At 67.5% G+C, this 22695-nt stretch carries 26 protein-coding genes and 2 pseudogenes; 9 read left to right on the forward strand and 19 right to left on the reverse strand.

Going from position 1 to position 22695, the window contains the following annotated elements; genetic code table 11:
• On the forward strand, window positions 1-1026 hold the full coding sequence (locus tag G3I17_RS08430) for a BadF/BadG/BcrA/BcrD ATPase family protein (protein WP_164595372.1): 1026 nt from the start codon (window positions 1-3) through the stop codon (window positions 1024-1026).
• A gap of 50 nt (window positions 1027-1076) precedes the next feature.
• Here G3I17_RS08430 and G3I17_RS08435 read toward each other — a convergent pair whose 3' ends face one another.
• Window positions 1077-1565 (reverse strand): hypothetical protein, encoded by a 489-nt coding sequence (locus tag G3I17_RS08435; RefSeq protein ID WP_164595373.1) that lies wholly within the window; start codon window positions 1563-1565, stop codon window positions 1077-1079.
• Between the two features lie 651 nt (window positions 1566-2216).
• On the opposite strand from G3I17_RS08435, the gene G3I17_RS08440 reads away from it, so the two are divergent.
• The gene (locus G3I17_RS08440) at window positions 2217-2768 is read left to right on the forward strand and encodes a hypothetical protein (protein WP_164595374.1); all 552 of its coding nucleotides are present in this window, start codon (window positions 2217-2219) and stop codon (window positions 2766-2768) included.
• A 126-nt stretch (window positions 2769-2894) separates the two neighbouring features.
• Here G3I17_RS08440 and G3I17_RS08445 read toward each other — a convergent pair whose 3' ends face one another.
• On the reverse strand, window positions 2895-3782 hold the full coding sequence (locus G3I17_RS08445) for a hypothetical protein (RefSeq protein WP_164595375.1): 888 nt from the start codon (window positions 3780-3782) through the stop codon (window positions 2895-2897).
• Between the two features lie 225 nt (window positions 3783-4007).
• On the opposite strand from G3I17_RS08445, the gene G3I17_RS08450 reads away from it, so the two are divergent.
• Window positions 4008-4463 carry a GNAT family N-acetyltransferase gene (locus tag G3I17_RS08450; RefSeq protein WP_164595376.1) on the forward strand — a complete coding sequence of 152 codons (456 nt, stop codon included), beginning with the start codon at window positions 4008-4010 and terminating at the stop codon, window positions 4461-4463.
• On the opposite strand, the gene G3I17_RS08455 is transcribed toward G3I17_RS08450, so the two are convergent.
• Both G3I17_RS08455 and G3I17_RS08460 read right to left on the reverse strand, forming a co-directional pair.
• The gene (locus G3I17_RS08455; RefSeq protein ID WP_164595377.1) at window positions 4456-5817 is read right to left on the reverse strand and encodes a neutral zinc metallopeptidase; all 1362 of its coding nucleotides are present in this window, start codon (window positions 5815-5817) and stop codon (window positions 4456-4458) included. The two genes, G3I17_RS08450 and G3I17_RS08455, sit on opposite strands and share 8 nt — an antisense overlap.
• 24 nt (window positions 5818-5841) lie before the next feature.
• Window positions 5842-6999, reverse strand: coding sequence for a neutral zinc metallopeptidase (locus G3I17_RS08460; RefSeq protein ID WP_164595378.1), 1158 nt, complete (start codon window positions 6997-6999; stop codon window positions 5842-5844).
• A gap of 189 nt (window positions 7000-7188) precedes the next feature.
• Between G3I17_RS08460 and G3I17_RS08465 the strand changes: the two genes are divergently transcribed.
• Window positions 7189-7956, forward strand: coding sequence for a glucose 1-dehydrogenase (locus G3I17_RS08465; protein WP_164595379.1), 768 nt, complete (start codon window positions 7189-7191; stop codon window positions 7954-7956).
• Between the two features lie 31 nt (window positions 7957-7987).
• Window positions 7988-8389: a PPOX class F420-dependent oxidoreductase gene (locus tag G3I17_RS08470; protein WP_164595380.1), complete on the forward strand. Its 402-nt coding sequence runs from the start codon at window positions 7988-7990 to the stop codon at window positions 8387-8389.
• 242 nt (window positions 8390-8631) lie between these two features.
• Here G3I17_RS08470 and G3I17_RS40550 read toward each other — a convergent pair.
• Window positions 8632-9111, reverse strand: a pseudogene (locus tag G3I17_RS40550) (NUDIX hydrolase); the annotation flags it as partial.
• 21 nt (window positions 9112-9132) lie between these two features.
• Window positions 9133-9717 carry a GNAT family N-acetyltransferase gene (locus G3I17_RS08485; RefSeq protein ID WP_203589904.1) on the reverse strand — a complete coding sequence of 195 codons (585 nt, stop codon included), beginning with the start codon at window positions 9715-9717 and terminating at the stop codon, window positions 9133-9135.
• Window positions 9718-9893: 176 nt separating this feature from the next.
• Here G3I17_RS08485 and G3I17_RS08490 point away from each other — a divergent pair, with 176 nt between their 5' ends.
• The gene (locus G3I17_RS08490) at window positions 9894-10313 is read left to right on the forward strand and encodes a hypothetical protein (RefSeq protein ID WP_164595381.1); all 420 of its coding nucleotides are present in this window, start codon (window positions 9894-9896) and stop codon (window positions 10311-10313) included.
• A gap of 470 nt (window positions 10314-10783) precedes the next feature.
• Here G3I17_RS08490 and G3I17_RS08495 read toward each other — a convergent pair whose 3' ends face one another.
• On the reverse strand, window positions 10784-11098 hold the full coding sequence (locus tag G3I17_RS08495; RefSeq protein WP_164595382.1) for a MerR family transcriptional regulator: 315 nt from the start codon (window positions 11096-11098) through the stop codon (window positions 10784-10786).
• 676 nt (window positions 11099-11774) lie between these two features.
• Window positions 11775-12281: a class E sortase gene (locus G3I17_RS08500; RefSeq protein ID WP_164595383.1), complete on the reverse strand. Its 507-nt coding sequence runs from the start codon at window positions 12279-12281 to the stop codon at window positions 11775-11777.
• 4 nt (window positions 12282-12285) lie between these two features.
• Here G3I17_RS08500 and G3I17_RS40555 point away from each other — a divergent pair, with 4 nt between their 5' ends.
• Window positions 12286-12561, forward strand: a complete 276-nt coding sequence (locus tag G3I17_RS40555) for a hypothetical protein (protein WP_164595384.1) — start codon at window positions 12286-12288, stop codon at window positions 12559-12561.
• Between the two features lie 28 nt (window positions 12562-12589).
• Here the strand turns inward: G3I17_RS40555 and G3I17_RS08510 are convergent.
• From G3I17_RS08510 to G3I17_RS08525, 4 genes and pseudogenes are all read right to left on the reverse strand, one after another.
• Window positions 12590-12721 (reverse strand): annotated as a pseudogene (locus G3I17_RS08510) (peptidase); the annotation flags it as partial.
• A gap of 129 nt (window positions 12722-12850) precedes the next feature.
• Window positions 12851-13396, reverse strand: coding sequence for a molybdenum cofactor biosysynthesis protein (locus G3I17_RS08515; protein ID WP_343238240.1), 546 nt, complete (start codon window positions 13394-13396; stop codon window positions 12851-12853).
• 94 nt (window positions 13397-13490) lie between these two features.
• Window positions 13491-13871, reverse strand: a complete 381-nt coding sequence (locus G3I17_RS08520) for a peptidase inhibitor family I36 protein (RefSeq protein WP_164595385.1) — start codon at window positions 13869-13871, stop codon at window positions 13491-13493.
• Between the two features lie 56 nt (window positions 13872-13927).
• Complete coding sequence (locus tag G3I17_RS08525; RefSeq protein ID WP_164595386.1) at window positions 13928-14833, reverse strand: hypothetical protein; 906 nt, start codon at window positions 14831-14833, stop codon at window positions 13928-13930.
• 154 nt (window positions 14834-14987) lie between these two features.
• On the opposite strand from G3I17_RS08525, the gene G3I17_RS08530 reads away from it, so the two are divergent.
• Window positions 14988-15503, forward strand: coding sequence for a methylated-DNA--[protein]-cysteine S-methyltransferase (locus tag G3I17_RS08530; RefSeq protein ID WP_164595387.1), 516 nt, complete (start codon window positions 14988-14990; stop codon window positions 15501-15503).
• Here the strand turns inward: G3I17_RS08530 and G3I17_RS08535 are convergent.
• From G3I17_RS08535 to G3I17_RS08550, 4 genes are read right to left on the reverse strand one after another with little or no spacing between them, the layout of a single operon-like run.
• Entirely contained in the window at window positions 15500-16501 is a 1002-nt protein-coding gene (locus G3I17_RS08535) for a LacI family DNA-binding transcriptional regulator (protein WP_164595388.1), read from the reverse strand. The two genes, G3I17_RS08530 and G3I17_RS08535, sit on opposite strands and share 4 nt — an antisense overlap.
• 13 nt (window positions 16502-16514) lie before the next feature.
• Window positions 16515-17390 (reverse strand): carbohydrate ABC transporter permease, encoded by an 876-nt coding sequence (locus tag G3I17_RS40560; RefSeq protein ID WP_164595389.1) that lies wholly within the window; start codon window positions 17388-17390, stop codon window positions 16515-16517.
• Window positions 17387-18328, reverse strand: coding sequence for an ABC transporter permease subunit (locus tag G3I17_RS08545; RefSeq protein WP_239062319.1), 942 nt, complete (start codon window positions 18326-18328; stop codon window positions 17387-17389). The genes G3I17_RS40560 and G3I17_RS08545 overlap by 4 nt, the downstream gene beginning before the upstream one ends.
• Window positions 18325-19968, reverse strand: coding sequence for a sugar ABC transporter substrate-binding protein (locus G3I17_RS08550; RefSeq protein ID WP_164595390.1), 1644 nt, complete (start codon window positions 19966-19968; stop codon window positions 18325-18327). Before G3I17_RS08550 ends, G3I17_RS08545 begins: the two co-directional genes overlap by 4 nt.
• A gap of 192 nt (window positions 19969-20160) precedes the next feature.
• On the opposite strand from G3I17_RS08550, the gene G3I17_RS08555 reads away from it, so the two are divergent.
• Window positions 20161-21006: a hypothetical protein gene (locus G3I17_RS08555; RefSeq protein WP_203589906.1), complete on the forward strand. Its 846-nt coding sequence runs from the start codon at window positions 20161-20163 to the stop codon at window positions 21004-21006.
• A 26-nt stretch (window positions 21007-21032) separates the two neighbouring features.
• Here G3I17_RS08555 and G3I17_RS42030 read toward each other — a convergent pair whose 3' ends face one another.
• From G3I17_RS42030 to G3I17_RS08570, 3 genes are all read right to left on the reverse strand, one after another.
• Window positions 21033-21788 carry an RNA methyltransferase gene (locus tag G3I17_RS42030; RefSeq protein ID WP_164595391.1) on the reverse strand — a complete coding sequence of 252 codons (756 nt, stop codon included), beginning with the start codon at window positions 21786-21788 and terminating at the stop codon, window positions 21033-21035.
• Window positions 21789-21809: 21 nt separating this feature from the next.
• Window positions 21810-22208 (reverse strand): hypothetical protein, encoded by a 399-nt coding sequence (locus G3I17_RS08565; protein WP_164595392.1) that lies wholly within the window; start codon window positions 22206-22208, stop codon window positions 21810-21812.
• Between the two features lie 96 nt (window positions 22209-22304).
• Window positions 22305-22604 carry a DUF4287 domain-containing protein gene (locus tag G3I17_RS08570; RefSeq protein WP_164595393.1) on the reverse strand — a complete coding sequence of 100 codons (300 nt, stop codon included), beginning with the start codon at window positions 22602-22604 and terminating at the stop codon, window positions 22305-22307.
• Between the last annotated feature and the right edge of the window lie 91 nt (window positions 22605-22695).

The raw sequence follows: 22695 nt of genomic DNA on the forward strand, positions 1-22695 counted from the left end.
ATGACTGACGGGGTTCGCGTGATAAGACCGCTGGTGCCTGGCGGCGTACTGGCCTTCGACGCGGGCAATAGCAAGACCGATGTGGCCCTGGTGTCCGCGGACGGCACAGTCCTCGGTACTGCGCGCGGCGGCGGCTTCGAGCCGCATATCGTCGGCGCCTACGCCGCCGTCGAGGGTCTGGCCCCACTGGTTGCCGCTGCCGCTTCGGAGGCCGGGCTCGCGGTCGGTGAAGTACCGCTGGTACAGCAGATCTCCGCGTGCCTGGCGAACGCGGACCTGCCGATCGAGGAGGAGCGGCTCGCCGAGGCGTTCGAGTCGTTCGGCTGGGCAACGTCGGTGCACGTCGCCAACGACACGTTCGCCCTGCTCCGTGCGGGTGTGGACGAGCCGCGCGGCGTCGCGGTCGTCTGCGGCGCGGGCATCAACTGCGCCGGCCTGCTCCCCGACGGCCGTACTGCGCGCTTCGCGGCCGTCGGCAAGATCTCCGGCGACTGGGGCGGTGGGCAGCAACTCGCCGACGAAGCCTTCTGGGCGGCCGCCCGAGCCGACGACGGCCGAGGCCCGGCAACCTTGCTCACCACAGCCCTCCCCGCCCACTACGGCGTCGCCTCGATGCCTCTACTGATCGAGGCCCTCCACCTAGGCGACATCCCGGTCTCCCGGCGCCTGGAAGCAACTCCTCTCCTCTTCCAGGTCGCCGCAGCAGGCGACGCCATCGCCCGCGCGGTCGTCCAGCACCAGGCCGAGGAGATCGTCACCATGGCAGTAGTGGCCATGCGGCGCCTGGACCTCCTGGACGAGCCCACTCCGGTAGTACTGGGCGGAGGCGTCCTGACAGCAGGCCACCCCCTCCTGATGGAAACCCTCACCCGCCTCTTCGCGGAAGCAGCCCCCAAGGCCATCCCCCGCGTAGTTGACGTCCCACCCGTGGTCGGCGCCGCCCTCCTAGGCCTGGACCACACCGGCGCGGCCCCGGCAGCCCACCTGACCCTCAGATCCGCCTACGCAACATCCCCTGCTGCGTAGACGACCAGGCGGTCCGGCCCGGGCCCCGTTACTGAGCCGGACCGCCTGTTTCACTTCACGTCCGCGGCATCCTCATAGATGACCTCGTTGTGCTCGTAGCCAACCGTCACTTCCGGTAGACCCGGCGGAAGGACAGGAGCCACCGCCCGCCACACCCGGCGCAGAGCCTCCTGGTCGAACTCCCGCGGAATAGCAGTCGCCAGCATCAACACATCACCGCTGTCCAGTGTCCGGACCGCCACGAACGCACCCGAGGCCTCGAGCCCGGCTCCACCGCCGAGCCGATCGGCAAGCACCTTCGGGCACAGCGTGATCCAGCCGTAGCCGCGCAGGAACTTCGCGCTCTCCTTGATCGAGGTGATGAAGGTGCGGCCCAAACCTGCGTCGAGCGAGGTCGAGTGGTTGATATTGCCGTCGAGGACGACCTGCCCGTAGTCGACAGACCGCGACCCGACGCAGTCGGCCAGAAACGACATCCACCGCTCACCGACTCCCTGCGCCAGCAACTCCGGCGCCCGCGCATTGAGCGTCAGCCGCACCTGCCCCGGCCGGTCCGTCTGTTCGTCGATCGCGGTGATCTCGACACCCCCCCAACGACTCCTCCACCATCGACAGCGTCAGTCCCAGCGGCCCGTCGTCCAATCCGGCCAGCCGCTGTTCCCATCCCGACAGCGAGAACTTCCGCTGGGACATCCGCGTACCTCGAGGCTGATCCACGAACGCCCGGTGGCCGCCCCGGACCTGAGCCGGTCGAACAGCTCCGGAAAGAACGCCACCCCACCCTCGAGCCACCCGCGCGCCACCACCGCAAACTCCGCGCCGTCAGCCAGCAAACAGTTCACCTCGACATGCACGAGTGCGACTCCTCGCGTCCGCATCCGTCCTCCTCCACTCAGTTGGCGGGCACGAGCCCGCTGGCAACTACCGCCGTGGCTACCAAGGCATATTCCCATGGCTTCAGCTGAGGCATAGACCAACGGAAAGAGTGATCCACAGTCTGCGGAGCCTCTTGCTCTTGCTCCTGTCTCGCCTGCACTTGACCGCCGGCGGTCCGGCGGTCTGTTGGGGCGTAGTACCTCAACCCCATCTGTGTCGCAGGTCCCTTGTACTTGGGAATCTTGCAGCTAGTTGCAGATCGCTTGATACGTCCTGATTGGCCTGAGTTTGCGTGATGGTGTAACTATGATTACATGAGTACACAGTCGGAGATTGAGCGGGTGCGGGGGTGGCTGACTGGTCGGCTGCCCGTGGAGTGGTTCGAGGGTGAGCCTGAGGTGAGTGTCGATCGCGATGAGATTCTCGTGGTCGGGAGGATCGCGGCGCCTGAGCAGGGTGGCGAGGTCAGTGCGGCTGAGCGAGCGGCTGCTGAGGAAGGGCGGATCAAGCAGTTCCGGGAGGACACCCGGGAGAAGCGGATCGAGATCGCGCGCGAGTTGGAGCATGCGACTCGGCGGAAGGTCGCCTGGGGCGTGCGGGCCGGCGAGACGCGGACCGTGTTCACGTCGCTGTCGGCGCCGGTGATGACGCGGCTGCGGCAGCCCGAGCGGCAGGTGCTCGACACGCTCGTCGACGCCGGGGTCGCTCGGTCCCGGAGCGACGCGCTGGGTTGGTGCGTCAAGCTCGTCGCACAGCACAGCGAGAGCTGGTTGGGCGACCTCCGCGAGGCGATGACCAAGGTCGAGGACGTGCGCCGGGCCGGCCCCGACGCAACCGAGGAGTCCGTCCCGACCGACAGGACATAGTCACCTGAGCGACCCCCGCTCAGGCGGGGGCCGCTCGGCGGCGGGCACGAAACCGCGACTATGTCCTGTCCTTAGGGACGCAACCCGGCGAGTTCCTGTCGCTGGGCAGGTGACCCCGGGGAGGGTCTAGCTGTGGCGCGGGGGCTCCGTGCTCCAGCCGTTGTCGCTGCCCGGCCAGTTGCCGTTGGACTGCGGCGCGCCGTGGTGGGCCGGCTCCTGCGACGGGTAGCCGGCAACGCCATTGCCGATACCAGCGCCGTTGCTAGTACCAGCGCCATTACCGGTACCAGCGCTCGTCCCGTTGTCGCTGGAGCCCATCCCGTTCGACCCATCAGTACGGTCCGGGCTTGCCGGGCGGTTGATCGTGGTGCGGTCGAACAGGGTGTGCAGCGCCTGGCCGGCCATCTCGCGGCCCCCGAGGCCGAAAGCGAGGCCGAGTGCGAGGGCGGCACCCGCGAGCACGATCAGCAGCGTGTTGCCGGTCAGCTGGACGGCGATGCCCAGCTGGGTCAGCGCGGCGAACGCGGCGTACACCAGGACGGCGTACCGGCCGACCTTGGCGAGCGTCTCGTTGCCGGTGGCGCCGCGGATCACCATCGCCAGGAAGTTCGCGAACAGCGCCGCCAGGCAGATGATCACGATCGCGGCGAAGATCCGCGGGATGTAGCCGAGCATGTCGGACATGAAGCTCGAGATCTCCGGTACGCCGAGCGCGGAGGCGAACATCGTGAAGCTGATCAGGAAGACGAACCAGAAGACGACCTTGCCGAGCATCGTCGAAGCGGTCAGGCCGGTGCCGGACCGCTGCAGGACGCCGGACACGCCGGCCCGTTCCATCCACTGGTCGAAGCCGACCTTGCCGAGCAGCGTGCCGACGAGTTTGCCGAGCACCTTGGCGACGAAGTAGCCGATCAGCAGGATCACGATGCCGCCGAGCAGATTCGGGATGAACCCGAGAAGCTTGCTGAAGGCATCTTCGAATGGCTGGGTGAAGTCGATTGCCAGTGCAGACATCGGGCTTCCTCTCGGACTGGCCCGCATCCGCCGCCACGCAACCCGCTACCGCGCGACTCCGGCTACGGGCGGATGCAGTGGTGTCCGCCCTCCCGTGCCCGGCCGGCCGGGACGCAAACGGGGTTTTCTAACGCAATGTGATTGCATAAGGCAAGTACTGTCACCGCCGGACACTGCTGACCCCTGCTCTGCAACGACGCCAGGCGGCTTGAGATGCTGGCCGGCATGACCGATCTCGTGATCCGCCGTGCCACCGCCACCGACCTCGCCGGCATCGTCGCGATGCTCGCCGACGACGAGATCGGCGCCGGCCGGGAGAACCTCACCGACCTGACGCCGTACCAGGCAGCCTTCGCCGCCATCGAGGCCGACCCGAACCAGGTCCTGGTCGTTGCTGAGCGCAACGATGAGCTGGTCGGCACGCTGCAGCTGACGATCACCCCCGGCCTGTCCCGCCAGGGCACCACCCGTGGCCTGGTCGAAGCCGTCCGGGTCGCCTCCTCAGCTCGCGGTACCGGCCTCGGCACCACCTTGATGGAGTGGTCGATCGAAGAAGCCCGCAGCCGCGGCTGCACCGTCGTCCAGCTGACCTCCGACAAGGCCCGCGCCGACGCCCACCGCTTCTACCTCCAGCTGGGCTTCGAGCAGTCCCACGAAGGCTTCAAACTCCAGCTCAACTGACCTTCGCGGACGGTGCGACGTAGGTGTTGCAGGAAGCCGGGTTGGCGGTTTTGAAGCCCTGATCGGACCAGAACAGGTAGCTCTTGCTCGAGCCGTGGTCGCGGACTTTCTTGGTCGTCAGCTCGTCACCGATGTGCCTCGACAAGAAGTTCCAGAACACCAGGTTCTCGCCCACCAGGCCGAGCGTCTTCTTGTTCGCGCTGACGAAGGCTGCGCCCAGGCAGCTGGCTTGCAGCTCCAGGCGCCTGCTCCACTCGAGCTTCACGGCCTTGCTCGTCGTCCGGCGCGCCTGGGAGTCCGAGGAGATCAGGATATTGGTCAGCGTCTGCACGTGATGGCTGTACTCGTGGGCCATCGTCCTGACCAGGTCGACGACGGCGACCGGAGTCTGCTTGTAGAACTTGACGTCGTCTTCCCACCGCATGTAGATGGTCTCGTCCTCGGGGCAGTAGAAGGACGTCTCGAGCGCCTCACCCCCGCAGGCCCCCGTGGCGCCCTTGGTCGCGAGTGCCAGCTTGGGCTGGCGGAACGGGTAGTCGGCCTTGAGGACCAGCGGCTCCCACGTCTCGGCCAGACAGGGCAGCATCGCCTGGTAGAAGCGCAGGACATTCGTCTTCGTGTTCGGCTTGACCTTCGGCAGGGCGCAGTTGTAGCCCGGCAGTTTGCCGACCTTGTACAGCTCGTTCTTCTGCACCCGTACGTCGTCCGGAACGGCCGGGACGATCACCGTTTCGGTCGCCGGAGGCGGTATCGGCGAGGGGGCGTCGGCCGGCTTCTCCGACGGCTTGTTGAGCGGGTCCGCGACTGCGCTGCCGGGGGAGCCGATCGAGCTGTAGGCCGCGACGGTGCCGCCGCTCACCGCGATCAGGGCCACCGCGCACAGCAGCACCAGGATCCGGCGCGAGAACCGCTGCGGGCCTTTTGGCTGCGCCTCGAACGCCCGTACTCCGGTCCGCTTGGGCGACGTGTGCCACCCGATCCGCTGCGGCCCGGCGAGCCGGCGCGTGCCGCTCAGCGGCGTGGTCGGCGCATTCGGCAGCGGCGCGGGCGGCGGTCCGCTGTAGAAACCCTGGTACTCCGGGTCGCTCGGCAGCGGAGCCGCCTTCTTCGGCACACCATTGGCCGGCGGGCTGATCGGCCGTCCCGCGCCGAGCTCGGACTGCTTGCGGTTGCCGTTGTCCGGCGAAGTCAGGGCAGTCCGCGCCGGATCTGCGGCGCCACCGGTCAGCTCGACCGGATCACCGGGTGTACTCGGCCTGGTACCGGGTGTGTCCGTCGGGGCAGACTCAGGCTGGTCGCCTGCACCACCGGGCAGGAAGTGCCCCGGCTTCGGCGCCCGCTCGTCGTCCGCCATCCATCTACCCCAGTCCGTCGTCGATCAGCTGACTTCGCCCGCAGCTGCCACGTAAGTGTTACAGGAACCCGGATTCGCTGTCGTGAAGCCCCTGGTCATCCACAGCTCGGTGCTCTTGGCGGTACCGAAGTTCCGCACCTTGTCCTTGGTCGTCTCGTCGCTGGCGTTCTTGCTACGCCACTTCCAGGAGGTGAGCAGATCACCGGTGACGGGAAAGGCCGCTTTCGCGGCCCCCAGAAAGGCAGCCGCCAAACAAGTCGACTGCAGTGAGAACCGTCGCGACTGCTCCATCTTCAGTGCCGCGGTGGCCGCTTCGTCCTCCTCGTCGAACGACGCATCGCGAATACCCATCAGGTTCTGGACATGGACGGAGTAGACGTAGCCGAGGGCATTGGCCATGTCGATCCGGGTCAGCGGCCGGTTGGTGGCGTACTTCTTGCCCAGGTCCGCCCAGGCCAGAGCGACGCTGCCGCCGTTCTTGTGGCAGTAGACGGTGTACTCCACAAAGACATTGCACGGCCCGATCTGATCCTTGTCGACGACGACCAGTTTCGGCGGGTGGAACTCGTTGCCCGTCTTGCGGACGACGGGCTCCCACGCCTTGTTCATGCAGACCATGAACGTCTGGTAGTAGCGCCGGATGTTCGCCTTGGAGGTCGGCCGGAAGGCGGGTTCCTTGCAGTTGGCCGGTGCGAGCTTGCCGGTCGTGTAGAGCTTGTTCGTGCGCAGCACGGTGAGCGCGTCCGGCGCTGGGACGATCACAGCCGTCGAATCGCTCGGGGTCGGCGTGACCGACGGCGTACCGGCCGGGCTCGAGGCGCCGCTCGACGGCAGGACCTTGGTCGCGGCGAACACGGCGCCGCCGATGACGATCAGCGCGCCGGCCACGATCGCGGCGATCAGCGCTTTGGAGCGCTTCTTCGGCTCGAACGCGAGCGGCTCCGGCTGGTACCGGGCCTTGAACGCGGCCGCCGCGCGATCACCGGCCGGCGGCGGACCGAGCCGCGAACCGCTCAGCAGTGGCGGCCCGTCCGGAGTCTCGGCGCCCCGGCCGAGTCGCGGGGTGGGTGCGGTCAGCGGCTCAGAGGGAGCACCGTACGCCGGTACGCCCGGCCTCTCGTACCCCGGCTGCTCGTCGTTCGGCAGGAAATGCCCGGGCCTGGGCCCCGACTCCTCGGCCATGCGTCCCCGCTTCTCCCCAGTCCCGGGCATGGCCCCGGACCCATCTCAGCTCGGAAGCGATCCGAGGCCACCCCAAGCCTGAACCGCCGCCTGATGCTACGACGCGGCCGCTCGTTCGCTGTACTGGGTTGCAGCTATTGACATCGCTTCGCGACCTGAGATGACTCTCCGTACTGGCAGGGGTACCGAATGAGCGTGCTGGACAGTTTTGGGCTGACGGGCAAGCGGGCGCTGGTGACCGGCGGCAATCGTGGGCTCGGGCGGGCGTTCGCGCTGGCGCTCGCCGAGGCGGGTGCCGACGTGGCGATCGCGGCGCGCGACGCCGAGCGGAACGCCACGGTGGTGACGGAGCTCGAGTCGCTCGGGCGGCGAGGGCTCGCGGTACAGGCCGACATCACCGTACGGACGGACGTGACCCGGATGGTCGCGGAGGTCAGCGAGGCGTTCGGCAGGATCGACATCCTGGTGAACAACGCCGGCATCGCGATCCATCGGCCGGCGTTGGAGGTCCCCGACGACGAGTGGCAGCAGGTACTGGATCTCAACGTGACGGCGTTGTGGAACACGAGTACTGCGGTCGCCCGCGGCATGATCGCCGCCGGTGGCGGGGTGATCGTCAACGTGGGCAGCATGTCCGCGCAGATCGTGAACCGGCCCCAGCACCAGGCGTCGTACAACGCCTCGAAAGCAGCCGTCCACCACCTGACCAGAAGCCTCGCCGCCGAATGGGCTCCGCACAACATCCGCGTCAACGCGATCGCCCCCGGCTACGTCAAGACCGACATGGCCCCGGTGGACCGCCCCGAATTCCGTCAGAACTGGATCCTCGACGCCCCACTCCAGCGCTACGCCACCCCCGCCGAGATCGCCCCCTCCGTGGTCTACCTGGCCTCCCCCGCCTCCTCCTTCATGACCGGCTCAATCCTCCTGATCGACGGCGGCTACTCGGTTTACTGAGAGCTTTGAGGCGCGATCTAAAGTCTGCTGTATGGGATTCAGTGATGCTGCGCGGAAGTTGCTGAACGGGGCCAATCCGGCGGTGCTGGCGACGGTCAATGCGGATGGGAGTCCGCAGACGTCGGTGGTGTGGGTGGGGTTGGACGGGGATGACGTGGTCATCTCGACGCAGGCGGGGCGGCGGAAGGACAGCAATCTACGGCGGGATCCGCGGGCGAGTCTGTTGGTGATCGCGAAGGATAATCCGGATGAGTACGTGGAGATCCGGGGGTCCGCGGTGGTCAGCGAGGACGTCGGGCGGGTGGTGGCTCAGCGGCTGGCCGAGCACTATTCGGGTGCGGGCGCCGGCCAGGAGTACGTCGACCTGCCGGCCGAGGTCGTGCGCACCGTCATCCGGATCACGCCGCACAGGCTCACTGGCCCGGCCGCCTAGGTCCACGTCGCCGGGCGCCCGAGGACACCCCATTTACCCCCGCCGTACCCTGCCCCGACGAGTCGCCTCATCTTCCTGAACGGCGCCCCCTCCACCGGCAAGACCACCCTCGCCACCGCCCTGCACCAAGCCCTGCCCAGGCCGGCCTTCTACCAATCCCTGGACACCTTCCGCGGCGCGATCCGCCCCGATTTCTGGACCCGCGGCAACATCCCCAGCCTTTTCAGCCGCGTCCTCGACGCCTACCTCCCCTGCCTGCGCGAGGTCGCCGCCCAGGGCTTCGACGTGATCGCCGAGTCGATCATCCTGCCCGCCGACCTCCCCCGGCACGCCGAACTCTTCGCCGGCCACGACGTCATCCTGATCGGCATCACCTGCCCGCGGCGGCAACGAGCGGAGCGGCGTCGGAGGGGTGGGAACCAGCGGGCCTCCTGCACGGAGGCATCCGGGTCGTCGACGGCGAAGTCGCCGTGGGGGACGTCTGCGCGGTAGTTCCATGCAGTACTGCGGGACGAGCCGTCGTGGCTCACCACCAAGACCTCGGCGATCAAGGTCAGCTGGTCCACGTGGACGACGAGGCCGGTCTCCTCGCGAAGCTCGCGGACCGCCGCCTCCGCCGGCGATTCACCCGGCTCGACAGCACCGCTCGGCAAGGACCATTGCTCGTTCTCCCAGTCCTCGTACCGCTCCCGGACGAGCGCGATCCGGCCGGCCCGGAACGCGAGGACGCCCGCGTAGTCCGTTCATCGGGACTCACTGGACGCGCCGGACTCGTCGGACGCGCCGGACTCGTTGGACGCATCGGACGCATCGGACGCATCGGACGCATCGGACGCATCGTGCTCACCGGACCCGTCGAGCTCGGCGAGGTCCAGTGTGAATTCGGTTTCGTTGAATTCGTTGGTGCCCTGCTCGACGAAGGCCGTCCCCCTGAGGAGGGCGAGGCTGGGGTGGTTGGTGAGATCGACCGAAGCATGGATCTGGCGAGCGCCGAGCCCGCCGGCCAACGCGATGACCTGGTCCACGGTCGGGCTGCCGAGCCCCTGCCCGCGACGGGCGAGGCAGACGTAGTACGTGATCTCAGCTTCGTCGTCGAGGATCTCCAGGTCGATGAAACCGATCGGTCCGGTCTCGTCGAAGGTGATCCAGCCGTGCCGGCTCGGGGCCTGGAGCAACGGCGCCCAGCGGTCCACGGCATGCCCGTAGAAGCCGCCGAAGATCGCGCCGCCGACGGGATCGGCCGCCAGCCACCGCTCGACCTGCCGCAACCCGTCCTCGTCGATCGCCCTCACCTGCATCCGAGACTCACCCCCGAGCACGTCACCCATCGCGCTTCCATGCCACTGCACTCTGCCTGCCGCCACCGACAATTCGCAATCCTGTTGAGCCCACCCCGGCAAGAGCAGTTGCCTGAACCGCCTAGTCGACCTCCACCGCGCCGCCCGTAAACCATCCTGATGGCCCCGGGTTTCGCGCTGGACCAGTACTGAGCAATGCTGTCGGTATGAGCTGGGCTATCTACGCGATGCGAGGACCAGGCGGCGTCCGCCGTCTCGAGGACATTCCGGACGGATATGCGCCACCGTCGGTCGGTAGTACGGAGTCAGTGCTCGACCAGGTCCGCGAGCTGGCGCCCGGGGTCGACGCGAGCAACCGCTCCTGGCTGGTGCTGAAGAGCGACGACTACGACATCGAGATGTCGATCGGCAAGAGCGTCGAGGTCCGCGACATCACCTTCTACCTCAACGACGGACCGCGCTCGATCCCACTCGTGATGGAGATCAGCAGCAAACTGGGCGTCACGCCGTACGACACCGAATCCGGCAACTTCCTCACCGAGGAGTCCCGCCCGCCGGTCCCACCCCCACTGACCGAAGAAGAGCTCAAGGCGAACAAGCCCAAGTGGTGGAGATTCGGCCGCTGAACCACCCCCACCCCCACCCCCACGCCGGCACCACGCTCTCCAACGTCGCTCACACAGCGCTAGCTCCCACCCACCCCAGAACGCGAGCTCCTCCGTCGCCGCTCGGGCGGCCGCTGCCCCGAGCCTTCGGCTAGCCACTTTGTGCATCACCTGAGCAACATCCCTCGGCCCAGACGCTCACACGGTGCACAAAGTCGACGCTCCTACACCGCGCGGGGGCGACCGCGGGGGGGAGTCGGGGCTAGATGGGGTGGGTTTCCCGCGCCTGCCGCTGCTAGCTCCTGCGTCGCTTGCGCTGCGGGTGCTCCCGCCCACCCGAGAACACGCTCGGCGCTTGACACCCTTAGACCTGGGAGGTCTCCGTCACCCACCAGGTGAAAGCGCGCGGTTGTCGCGCTGGCTCGATCGTGGGGTGAGTGCGGTGGCAGCCACGCGGATGTTCATGCCCAGCGGATCCCGTGGTCGGGTCGCTAGCCCTGTTCCTGCCTCTGGTCGTTGATTCGCAGGGCTTCGGCGAGTTGGTCTTCCAAGATGATGATCCGGCAGGCCGCCTCGAGCGCGGTGCCCTGGTCGACGAGTTCACGAGCCCGGGCAGCCAGGCGTAGCTGGTAGCGGGAGTAGCGGCGGTGACCGCCGTCCGAGCGCTGCGGGGTGATCAACTTCGCCTCGTCCAGGCTGCGCAGAAATCCCGGCGTCGTGCCCAGCATCTCCGCGGCCCTGCCCATCGTGAAGGCCGGGTAGTCGTCATCGTCGAAGTGGGCCGGGCCGGCCGGGGTTGAACTCATCAAAGTCTCCGTGTGCAGGTCTGGGGTCATCGAACCTCCGTGCCGAAGGGCCCCGGTGCCGAAGCACCGGGGCCCATGGGTTAGTTGGATTTGTCACCATCTACCGGCCGTGAGGCCGGCCTTGCAGGTCCGCAGGACGCCACGTGAAGGCTGTCCCTGCGGGGATCGCTGAATGCGTAACCGAAGACCACCTTCCAATCCGATGGAACTGCGGCACCCGCCCGGCGAAGTACTGGCACTGGCGGGCGATCCGACGGTGTAATCCGTTCCCTTCTCTCTCGAACAACAATTGCTTACTCACTGCTACCGCAACTACAAACAGCAACTACTGGTACGGAACTACGAACTGCAACAGCTACCTCTATCCGTCAAGCCTGGAACCCTCTTCAACCACTGGCTCCAGCAGCTCTGACCAGATCCTGGCGTGAAACCCGAGCCCCTTCACTGATCGGCCCGGCGGAATCCGCCGTTCTACCTCTTTCACAACCTCGGACAGATCGTTAGCTGTCCACGTCAGCTTCGCTGTTCTTCTCTGTCAACACGAAGAACACTACACACGCCGCCAGGCAATGTCTACTCCCGCCACCACAGATATTGGGCGTGTCCTGGATGAGCTTCAGGGACGCGTCTGGGCTGCCGTCACGCGCGGGGTGGGCGGGCAGGACTTGGAGTGTCGTCAGGCCGCCGGGCGCGTGTCGACGAGGGTGGCGATCTTGTTGATTCGGTGTTCGGGGTTGTTCTGGGCGTCGTGCCAGTAGTTGCCTGCGGCATGGTCTTCTGGGGTTGCGCAGGTCGACAGGGTGAGCATCGCTTGGGTCGGGGTGACTCCAGGGCGGCCCGGTACGGCGGCGTTCTGCTGGGCCTTCTCGGTGGGCTTGCGGAACGAGATCGTCATCGTCAGGCTCACCACGTAGTCGTAGACCGTCCCGCCGGCCGTGACGAGCACGTGGGCGCCGTTCTTCACCTCGGGTAGTCGCTCGAGCGGCTTGCCATGCGCGGTCCGGTGGCCGGTCACGATGAAGTTGCCGATCTCTCCGGCGCCGACCCCACCGGCGGGTCCCCGCGGCGACGCGAACAGCCCCCGATCCTGGATGACCGTCCCCGGCTGGTCGTCGGCAGTACCGACGTAGCCGACCACCCGCAACGCCTTCACCCCGATCGACGGAATCGCCAGCGTCGTCACGGTCGTGATCGGCTTGGCTGTCGACGGTGTCAACGAGGGCGTCGGTGTCGACGAGGGTGACGGCTTGGCCTCGGTCGGTTGGGAGCCCTCCGGGATGGAGCTCTTCGGCCCCGGCGGCGTCACGGTCGGCGTCGGGCTGACCGGCGACCCCGCGGTACCGGAGCCCGTAGTACCGGACCCCGCAGTACCGTCCGTCTCGGCGCTCGTGTCGGCGCAGCCCACCAGGGCGGCCGCCAGTGCCGCCGCTATCATCCATCGCCCGACCATCGTCGGACCGTAACCCGCGGTACCGAAAGCCGGCCGAAAACCTAGGCCGGCGCCTTCTCCTTCAGCAGAGCCATGAACGCACGCATCCACGCAGGATGATCGGGCCAGGCCCGCCCGCTCACGACGTTGCCGTCCACGACCGCGTCACCGTCGACCCACTCGCCACCGCCGGCCGCGTCTCCGGTGAGAATCAGCACCTTCGCCATCAACACCACCTCCTCCGCCAGCGTCCGCTCGGCAAACCCCATGGTCAAGACCGCCAAGCCCTGGATAATCGAGCCGATGAGTGGATGGGAACGGGTCTAGTCGACGTACAGGGTGGCCGGTCCGAGGTTGAGGGTGCCGGAGCTCAAGGGCTCGCAGCGGACCCCGCCGTGCCCACGCAGTCCCTTAAAGGCGCCGGGCGCGACCGTGACGTCCATCCACGCGCACGGATTGGCCGGGCGATGTGCCTGAAACCGCACCGCTCCAGACCCCGTATCCAAACTGAAGCTCCGCCCGGGCACCCGCTCCCCCGACCCCGTACGCCGAACCGCCAGCTGGTCGATCGGATAGCCCCGGATGATGATGTTCCGCCTGGTCAGCACCGGATCAGGCACCTGAGCCAACCCAAGCTCGGCAGCCAACTCGTCCAGCACCGAGGCATCGAAAACCGTCACGGCCGCGTTCCGGTGAGCCGACTGGTTGAAGTACCGATCGCCCACGATCCCCAACCCGGCCCGCACCTCGATCTCTTTCCGCGACACCACCCCGGGATCCACCGCCGGACCGTCCTGTGGCCGCCCCACGTAGGCATGCACAGCCGACACCACCAGCGCCACGATCTCCACCGAGACAACCTCAACCACAATGCCACGCTACCCGCAACACCACGAACCTCCGCGCTACCGGCCTACAGCAGGCAGCGCGGAGGTGAAGGGCGGGACGGTGCCGCGGGGTTGGTCAGTCGAACTTGCATGCGGTGGACCAGGAGTGGGAGTCGTGGTCGTTGTCGTCCAGTTGGGCGTCGTACCACTCGCCGGGGCCGATGCACATGTTGTAGCGGCCGTAGTTCACGTCGTAGTAGATCCAGACGTGGTCGAAGCCGCCGGGGGTGCCGTTGTTGTAGACGGTTTCGTCGTTGTCGTGCATGCCGTCGTCGCCCCAGTTGCTGTCGTTGCCGGACCACTGGGCCCGGTGGCCTTGGGCGTTGTCGTCGGCCCAGGCGCAGAAGTAGCTGGACGGGCAGTCTCCGAGCGCGGCGGAGGCGGGGATCACGGGTGCAGCGGTGGCGGTCAGGGCTACTGCGGCGAACGCCGCGGTCTTCCAGGTGAGCGAACGCATCGGCCATTCCATTCTTTCAGGGGACAGCTCGCCCGCAGAGCAGCGGACAAGCGGGGTCAGTGGTTCTCGAGGGCTGCTTTCGCCCGGGGTACCGCGGCCTGCTCCAAGACGTTCAGATCGGCCAGCTCGCGCTGATGCTCGGCGATCGCCGCGGCCCGATACCCGGGCTCGATCGACCGCAACGTCCGCGTCAGCGACGTCGAGTTCGCGCAGGTCGCCTCGGCCACGGTCGCTTCGACCTCAGCCGCCCGTACTACGGACGCCGCACGGCCTTCGTTGCGCTTAGCAACGACTTCGCGCAGCGCGCCCGGGTCGGCGGCGTCATAACCGCGACCCTTGACGCAGCCGGCCCAATCGGCCATCGCGGTGACGTACCGCTGGTCGTCACGGACCTTGTCCTGGACCAGGAAGTCGAGATTGTCGGTGAGCCGCCGAGCCTTGAACCAGCCCACCAGATCTCCGTACAGTGTCCGCCGCGCAGAGGCGATGCACCCCTTGTCGCTGGCGGACAACCGCCGCCCCGGAGCCAGCTCGACCGAGATCTGCTTGCCCGAGCCGACCAGCGTCTTGCGCCAGGCATTCTGCTGTTCCTTGGGCAGACCGGCGAAGTATCGAGCAGCCGGATCCACCGGCGGAGCAGTCTGCTCCGGGCGGCCATAGCCGTTCGCGGCGGCCCAAGCCACGTCGTCCACCACGTATGGGAAGTCACGCTGATCCGACTTCGTCGCGGGCGGCCTCTCGAAGTACTGGAAACCGGCGGCGCTCATGCACTCGTGGACCAGCCGCTCTTCGGCACTACGCAACAGCGCCTTGCCCTGCGCGCCGACCGCCGGGGCCGTCTGCACTCCGGTCGCCTCGCCGGTCCGGTACGCGACCAGAACCCCGACCGCCAGCACCGAACCGACGACCACCACCACCAGAACAGTGGGCAGGCGTCGTTGACCACGCAGCGTGAGCTTCATCCCGCAAAACGTAGCCCATCAGCGGAGTCATAAACGAACGTTTAGATGACAACCCACGGTGATGGCGAAACCGGTCAACCCCAGGTAAGAGGGTCGAGCAATCCTCACATAACGAGATCTGCTGCCGTTCTACTAGGAGACACTGGAGGAGAGAATGAACAACCGGCACGCAATCGTCAGCACGCAGCTCGGCGACCTGACCCTCGTCGCCTCGGACGACGCCCTGATCGGGATCTACTTCCCGCATCACTGGGTGAAACCCGAGCGCGCCACTCTGGGCGACGAGGTTGAGGCGGCAACAGATCCTGTACTAGCCGAGGCCGCGCGACAGCTGGCCCAATACCTCGCCGGCGAACGCGACACGTTCGACCTCACGACGGAGCTCCGCGGCGGCGACGCGTTCCAGCAGCAGGTGTGGGCCTTGCTCGACGAGATTCCGCGCGGCGAGACCACGACGTACGGGGAACTCGCGGAGCGGCTCGGCGACAAACAGCTCGCTCAGCTGGTCGGGAAGGCCGTGGGCAGCAACCCGCTCTCGATCATCGTCCCGTGCCACCGGGTGGTCGGGAAGGACGGCAAGCTGACTGGGTACGCCGGTGGGCTGAAGCGCAAGCAGTTCCTGCTCGACCTCGAAGAGCCCGCCTTGGTCAAGGAGACCAGGCTCTTCTAGACGACAGCCGTCGATTCCCGCGCGATCAATTGCCACGGGAAGTCGTACACCTTGCCGGCCGCGCCCTCGCGGTCGGTGAGGCGGGCGACCATGATCCGGCACAGCGCGGCATTGAAACCGACCGGCCCGACCGTCGACAACGACGGATCCAGATGCTCACCCTCAGGCGTGTTGCCGACCCCGATCACGGCCAGGTCCCCCGGTACGTCGAGATGCAACCGGTGAGCCGCCCGGATGGCGGCGATCGCGGCGAAGTCCGTCGTGCAGTACAGCGCCGACGGCCGGTCAGGCCGGTTCAGCACCGTCATCGCCGCCCGATAAGCCCCTTCGGGATGCGGCTCGTACGTCGCCACCAAATCATCCAGCACCGGTACTCCGGCCGCCGCCATCGTGCGCAGATACGCGTCGTACCGCGGCCAGCCGGCCAGCTTCGAGGTGAGCGCGCCGATCCGGGTGTGCCGCTCCAGCAGGTGCTCGACCGCGAGGTGGCAGCGTGGCTCGGCGCCGGACCGGATGACGTCGTAGCCCTGCGGTTCGAGCACTTCACTGAAAACGACCATCTGCACGCCCTGCGCGGCGAACGCCTCGAGATCGGCGACCAGCGAGGGATCGTCGCGGACGTGATCGATGAAGATGACATCCGGCGTGCGGTTCGCGAGCACCGTCCGCCAGTCGCTGTCGGCCACGATCAGCGCGGTCTTGCCCAGCGGCTGCACCGCGGCGCTCACATCCGCCGCCACCGCCTGCGCCCACGGATCGGCGAGGACGCTCAACGAGAGCAGCACGAGGTCGGACTTGCCCGTCCGGATCGCCCGGGCGGCATCGTTGCGCCGGTAGCCCAGCCGCGAGGCCGCCTCGCGCACCCGGTCCGCGGTGTTCTCCGAGATCGTCTGACTGCGCGGGTGCCCGGACAGTACGTAGGACACCGTGGCGATCGAGACTCCCGCCGCCGCGGCAACGGTCCGCAGCGTCGGTTTGTCGGTCATCCCCGTGGCCATGCGCGCAATTGTCTCAGCCCTTGACCGCACCGGTGATGACGCCCTTGTTGAAGTGCCGTTGCAGGAACGGGTAGACCATCGCGATCGGCACCAGCGCGACCACCACGACGGCCATCTGCAAGGACTGCGGCTGCGGCAACGGCGTCACCCCGAGCTGGTCGGCCGACAGGGACTTGCCCTGCAGCACGTACGTCCGCAAGATCACCTGGACCGGCCACTTCGACGTGTCGTTGATGTAGAGCAGCGCGTTGAAGAAGGCGTTCCAGAAGCCGACCGCGTAGAACAGCCCGACCACCGCGATCACCGCCTTCGACAATGGCATCACGATCCGGCGCAGGATGGTGAAGTCGCTCGCGCCGTCGATCCGCGCGCTCTCCAGGATCTCCTGCGGAACGTTCATGAAGAACGTCCGCATCACCACGAAGTTGAACGCGCCCAGCGCGCCGGGCAGGATCAGCGACCAGAGGCTGTCGATCAGCCCGAGCTGCTTGACGATCAGGAACATCGGGATGATGCCCGGCGCGAACAGCAGCGTGAACAGCACCAGCAGCAACACCGGCCGGCCGAACAGCACCGGCCGCGAGGTCGCGTAGGCGAGCGCGATCGTGGTGCACAGGGCGATCGCCGTACCGATGACGGTGACGAAGACGCTGACCCCGATCGCCCGCGCCATCAGCCCACCGCTGAACAACGTGTCGTAGGCCTTGAAGGTCGGATGCGACGGCCAGAGCACGTAGCCGCCGGCCTCGATGATGTCGGCGTCGCTGGCCAGCGAGGTCGAGATCACCACCATGATCGGGATGATGATCGCGAGCGCGAAACCACCGAGCACGACCGCCTTGATGGTCTGGTACGCCGGTGACGGCCGCTCCTTCCAGATCGGCCTCACGAGACACCTCGCTTCTGGAAGATGCCCGGTTCGCCGAGGCGATGGGCGATCGTGTTCGCACCCCACAGCAGCAGCGCGCCGATGACTCCCTTGGCCAGCCCGGCCGCGGCTCCGCTGCTCCAGTCACCGCCGACCACGCCGGCGTAGTACGTGAAGGTGTCCAGTACTTCGGCCGCGCCCGGGCCGACCGAGTCGCGTTGCAGGATGAACTGCTCGAACCCGACGCTGAGGATGTCGCCGATCCGCAGGATCAGCAGCAGCACGATGACGGTCCGCATCGACGGCAGGGTGATGTGCCAGAGCCGTCGCCAGCGACCCGCTCCATCCGCCGCGGCAGCCTCGTACAGGGAGACGTCGACCGCCGAGAGCGCGGCGAGGAAGATGATCATCGCCCAGCCGGCGTCCTTCCAGATCAGCTGCCCGACGACGAGCAGCGGGAAGGTGTCCGGGTTCGTCATAAACGGGATCGGGTCGAACCCGGCCTGCCGGAGCAGGTTGTTGACGAACCCGGCGCCACCCAGCGACTGCTGGAACAGCGCGATCACGAGCACCCAGGACAGGAAGTGCGGCAGGTACGCGATGGTCTGGAACGCGCGCCGGATCCTGTTGCTGACCAGGGAATCCACGATCAGAGCCATTGCCAACGGCACCGGGAAGAACAGCACCAGCTGGACCGCCGCCAAGATCAGCGTGTTGCGCAGCGCGTCCCAGAAGTCCGGGTTGGCGTACAGGTTGACGAAGTTCTGGACGCCGTTCCACTCGCTGTGCATGATGCCGAGGTACGGCTGGAAGTCCTGGAAGGCGACCACGTTGCCGAGCACCGGCACGTAGAAGAACACCAGCAGGAAAAAGACTCCCGGCACCATCAGCACGAGCATCTGCCAGTCCCGCCGCAACCGGACCCGGAACGGCAGCTCCGGCTGCTTCCTCCTGCTCAAGACTGGGTCACCGGTGCGCCGGCGGGCAGGACGGCTTCGAACTCACCACGCATCTTGTCGCCGCCGCCACTCTTCCAGCGCTTCAGCGCCTCGTCGTACGCGCCGATCTTCTGCCGCCCGGTGACGATGTCGACGATCGTGTCGCGGAACGCCGCGGTCAGCTTGGTGCCGACCTTGCTGCTGGTGTCGGAGTACGTGCCCGCGGTCGGGTTGCGCATCGCGAACTCGAGCAGCTTCTGCTCGGTGGCGTGGATCTTGCGGGTGTCCTCGGGGAACGCCGGGTTGAAGATCACGCTCTCCGGCGCGGTCATGATCTGCAGGGCGCTGACCAGGCCGGGCGCCTGCTGGTTGCCGGCCGAGTTGAGCACCGGGTTCTTCTTGCCGTCGAGGGTGTACTGCTCACCCGCGGTACCGAAGTTCTTCTGCAGGTACTCCTTGGTGCCGAACGGCGCCGAGAGGTAGTTGACCAAGGCAAGGAGTTCGCGGATGCGGCCCTCGTCGGTCTTCTTGAACGGGGTGAAGCCGACCGTGCCGTAGCCCATGTCGTAGACCGGCTTGGCCTTGCCGTCGTGACCGAACGGGATCAACGTGTCGACGAACAGCGCCGGGTCGGCGGCGCGGAAGTCGGCGGTCGCGCGCGGCCCGACGACGACCTGGGCGGCGATCTGGCCGTTGACGGTCTTCGGCGTCGCGTCCGCGAGGTTGAGGTCGGGGTAGAAGACCTTGGCCGCCCAGAGCTTGGCGGCGTACTCGACGGCGGCCTTGTAGTTGTCCGTCTCGTACAAGTGGGTCAGCGACCGGTCCTGGTTGACCCGCCAACTGTTCGGGGCGCCGAACCACTCACCGAACATGTGCAGCATGTTGACGATCGCCGGCTCGAGCGCGTAGTTCGTCCCGCGGGTGAGCTCCTTGCACTTGGCGAAGAACTCGTCGGCGGTCGTGCACTGCAGCCCACCGACCTTCGCCCAGGTCTTCGGGTTGCCCATCATCACCTGGCCGAACGGCGTCGACGGGATCGGCGCGCCCCAGATCTTGCCGTTCACGACCGCGGTCCGCCAGGAGGCCGGCTTGAGCGCGGCGAGGTTCGGGTACTCCAGTACCGCGTCGCCCGACAGGTACTGGGTCAGGTCCTGGAACTTGGCCTCGAGCATCGGGCCGATGTTCGGGATGCCCTGGTTCGGCGGCAGCCACATCAGGTCGGGCAGCGAGTCGCCGGCCAGCAGGGTGGCGAACTTCTCCGGGTAGCCGGGGTCGGTGCCGATGGTGAGCTTGAGGTCGCCACCGAGCGCCCGGTTGAGCCCCTGCCACATCGGGTTGCTGCCCATCGGCGGCGGCGGCGTCGCGAACGTCTCGGTCAACGCGGTCACCGCACTCTTCAACGGCGCGCCCTGAACGCTCGCGATCGCGTTCTCCGGGAACTGCAGGAAGCCCGGCTCGAGGCCCGACTCGGCCCCCGCCAGATCCGGCCGCAGCCCCTCGAAGGCCTTGTACGTCGGCAGCTTCACGTCTCCCGACGCCTTGGCGCCGCCGCCGGCCGAACCACCGTCACCACAACCGGTGAGCGTCGGCCCGAGTACTACGACACCGACCGCTGCACCACCCAGCCCGAGAAACCGCCGCCGCCCGAAGTTGCTCTCCATGTCGCCGCCTCACCTCTGCTCTGGTCTGTCACCACTGACCGTTTATGATCTGTCTCTGCACAAATCACTCACTAACGATCACTTAAACGTTAACCGGGACCGTAAACCCAGGCCTCCCGATCACGCAAGGCCGAATCAACAATTCACAGCCCTGGAACAGCGAGGTCACGCACCGCAGCCACCCTGGATGCCATGGACCCCCTCCGAAGTTCGGTCACGGCCGGTACTGCGTGTGACGTCTGCGGGCGGATGCCTCATCCGGCCCGGCTCCGGCTGACGCTGGCCAAGCTCGCCGCGATCTTCCCGCTGGAGCTCGCGCTGCACGCGGTCATCGTGGCGATCCATCCGCCGTACCTGGTCGCGGTGAGCCTGCTCGCGATCACCACCACCGCGCTCGCCATCTGGGTGATCGAGCCCTCGACGATGCACCTGCTGCGCACCTGGTTGCACGCTCCCGGCCACCGCCTCCGGCGAAGCGCTCACGCCGGCTTGGAGCAGGCGCCGTCGCTCTGGCGGATCAGGGTCACCCTCGACGACCGGGCCGGCGCCTTGGAGCAGCTCACGTTCGGGCTGACCGAGCTGGACGCCAACATCCTCGGATTGCACGTCCACCCGGTGTACGACGGCGTACGGGACGAGTTGGTCGTCTCCACGCCTGATGGGGTCGGGCCGGACGAGCTGCTGGAGATCGTCACCGCGGCGGGTGGGCGCGACGTCCACGTCCGGCCGACCACGACGCTCGCGCTGGTCGACGGGCAGACGACGGCGTTGAGCCTGTCAGCGCAGGTCGTCGCGGATCCGGCCGAGCTGCCGCATGCGGTCGCCGAGCTGCTCGGCGCTCAACTGGTCAACGACCCGAAGACGTACCAGGGCAAACCGCTGCCAACCGACGGGACGATCCTCAAGATCCCGTCGCCGTGGAGCGGGCTCTATGTCTTCACCCGCCCAGGCGAGCCCTTCACCCCGGCGGAGTCCGCGCGAGCACACCGACTCGCGGAGGTCGCCGAGGCCGCTCGGGTGCTGACCGCGGACCGGTGACTGCTGTCAGCGGATAGGCCAACCGGTCAGTCGCGGTTGGTGACCTCGAAGGCGACGACAGCGGCAGCGACCGCGACGTTCAGCGACTCGACTCCTGCGTGCAACGGGATCTGCAGGTCCTCGTCGGTGCCCACGGTGATGCCGTTGGTCTCGCCGCCGAGAACGAAGACCGCGCGGTCCGCGAGCTCCGCCTTGAAGAGTGACTGCTTCGAGCGCGCCGACAGGCCGTAGATGCGGTACCCCGCTTCGGTCAGCAGGTCGGCCGCTGCCTTCGCCGTCGCCACGTTGACGATCGGGGCCTGGAACGCGATCCCGGCCGAGGCCTTGATGACGAGCGGCCCCACGTGCGGAGTACCGGCTCGGGGCAGGATCACGCCGTCGAAGCCGGCGCCGGTCGCCGTCCTCAAGATCATCCCGACATTGCCCGGGTTGGTGACGCCGTCCAGCAGGAACACCTTCGTCGGCCGCTTACCCCGCGCCTGGACGAAGTCGGCCAGCGGCGTCATCCGGGGTGCATCGACGTCGGCGACCACCCCCTGATCGTGCTTGCCGTTGCCGGCCAGCCACTTGACCCGGGAGGCCGTCGCCCGCTCCACCGGCGTACCGGTCTGGGAGGCGGCGCGCAGGATCTCGTCCAGCGAGCCTCCGCCGGCGTTGTCCGCGACCACCACCTTCGCCACCGACAACGAGGGATCGTTCAGCGCCTCGAGCACCGGCTTACGCCCGAAGATGGTGATCCATTTGTCCCGGGGAGAGAGCTTCTCCCGCGCCTGCTGATCCACGGTCGTACCGTACCGCCCGGGTCAGTCGGCGTGCGGCGGGTGGTGGCCGCGGAGGAGCGCCAGGCCCGCGACGCTGACGATCAGGAACCAGCCGCCGACGATCCAGGTGAGCGCGGTCAGCCAGGCGGGGAGGTCCTCGGCGCCGCCGGCGACGAAGCCCAGGATCAGGATCGAGGTGAGCAGGCCGACCGCCGGCCCGGCCTCGCGTCGCGCCCTGCTGAACCCGTAGGTCGCGAGGCTGAGGCCGGTCAGCACCACCCCGACGGCGATGTAGAAGATCGTGGCGTACCCGTTCGGATCGCAGACCACGGCCGCGCAGTCGGCCGCGCCTGTCCGGCCCGCGACGATCGGCAGCAGTACGGAGAAGACAGCGACCACCACCGAGCTGATCCAGGTCACCCGCCAGACCAAGGTACGCATGATCAGAGCCTGCCACGGCTGGGTCAGGCGTGTTTTGGCGCACGCCAGCTGAGCGTGTTGCGGAGGCCGGCGGACGGTCGCTCCACGCTGTTGTTGTCAGGCCTTGCCCGCCGGGTTGGTGGCTTTGCCGTCCAGCCACAGGGTGTCCGAGTCGTCGCGGTGCACCCCGGTCGATCCGACGTGCTTGTCGCCGATCTTGGCGCCGTTCTTGATCACATACACGACCGCCATCGCGTGCCCGCGTCCTAGCTCGTAGTCCTCCTTCAACCAGTCACAGACGGCTCCCGCCTTCGTGTCCGGCCCCTCGAATCCCCGCTCGCGCGCCAGCTCCACCAGCTCCCGCGGAGTCAGCCCGGTCTTCTCCTCGACCTTGTCCAAGTACGCCTGGAACGACATCTGACTCACCTCTCATCAGGAGCGGCCCTGGTAGCCGCCACACCCCAGCGTCGAACGCACCACCGCAAGATCGACACCACCTCACCAAAAT

The organism is Streptomyces sp. SID13031 (genome assembly GCF_010548305.1).
In the GTDB taxonomy this organism is placed as follows: Bacteria; Actinomycetota; Actinomycetes; order Propionibacteriales; family Kribbellaceae; genus Kribbella.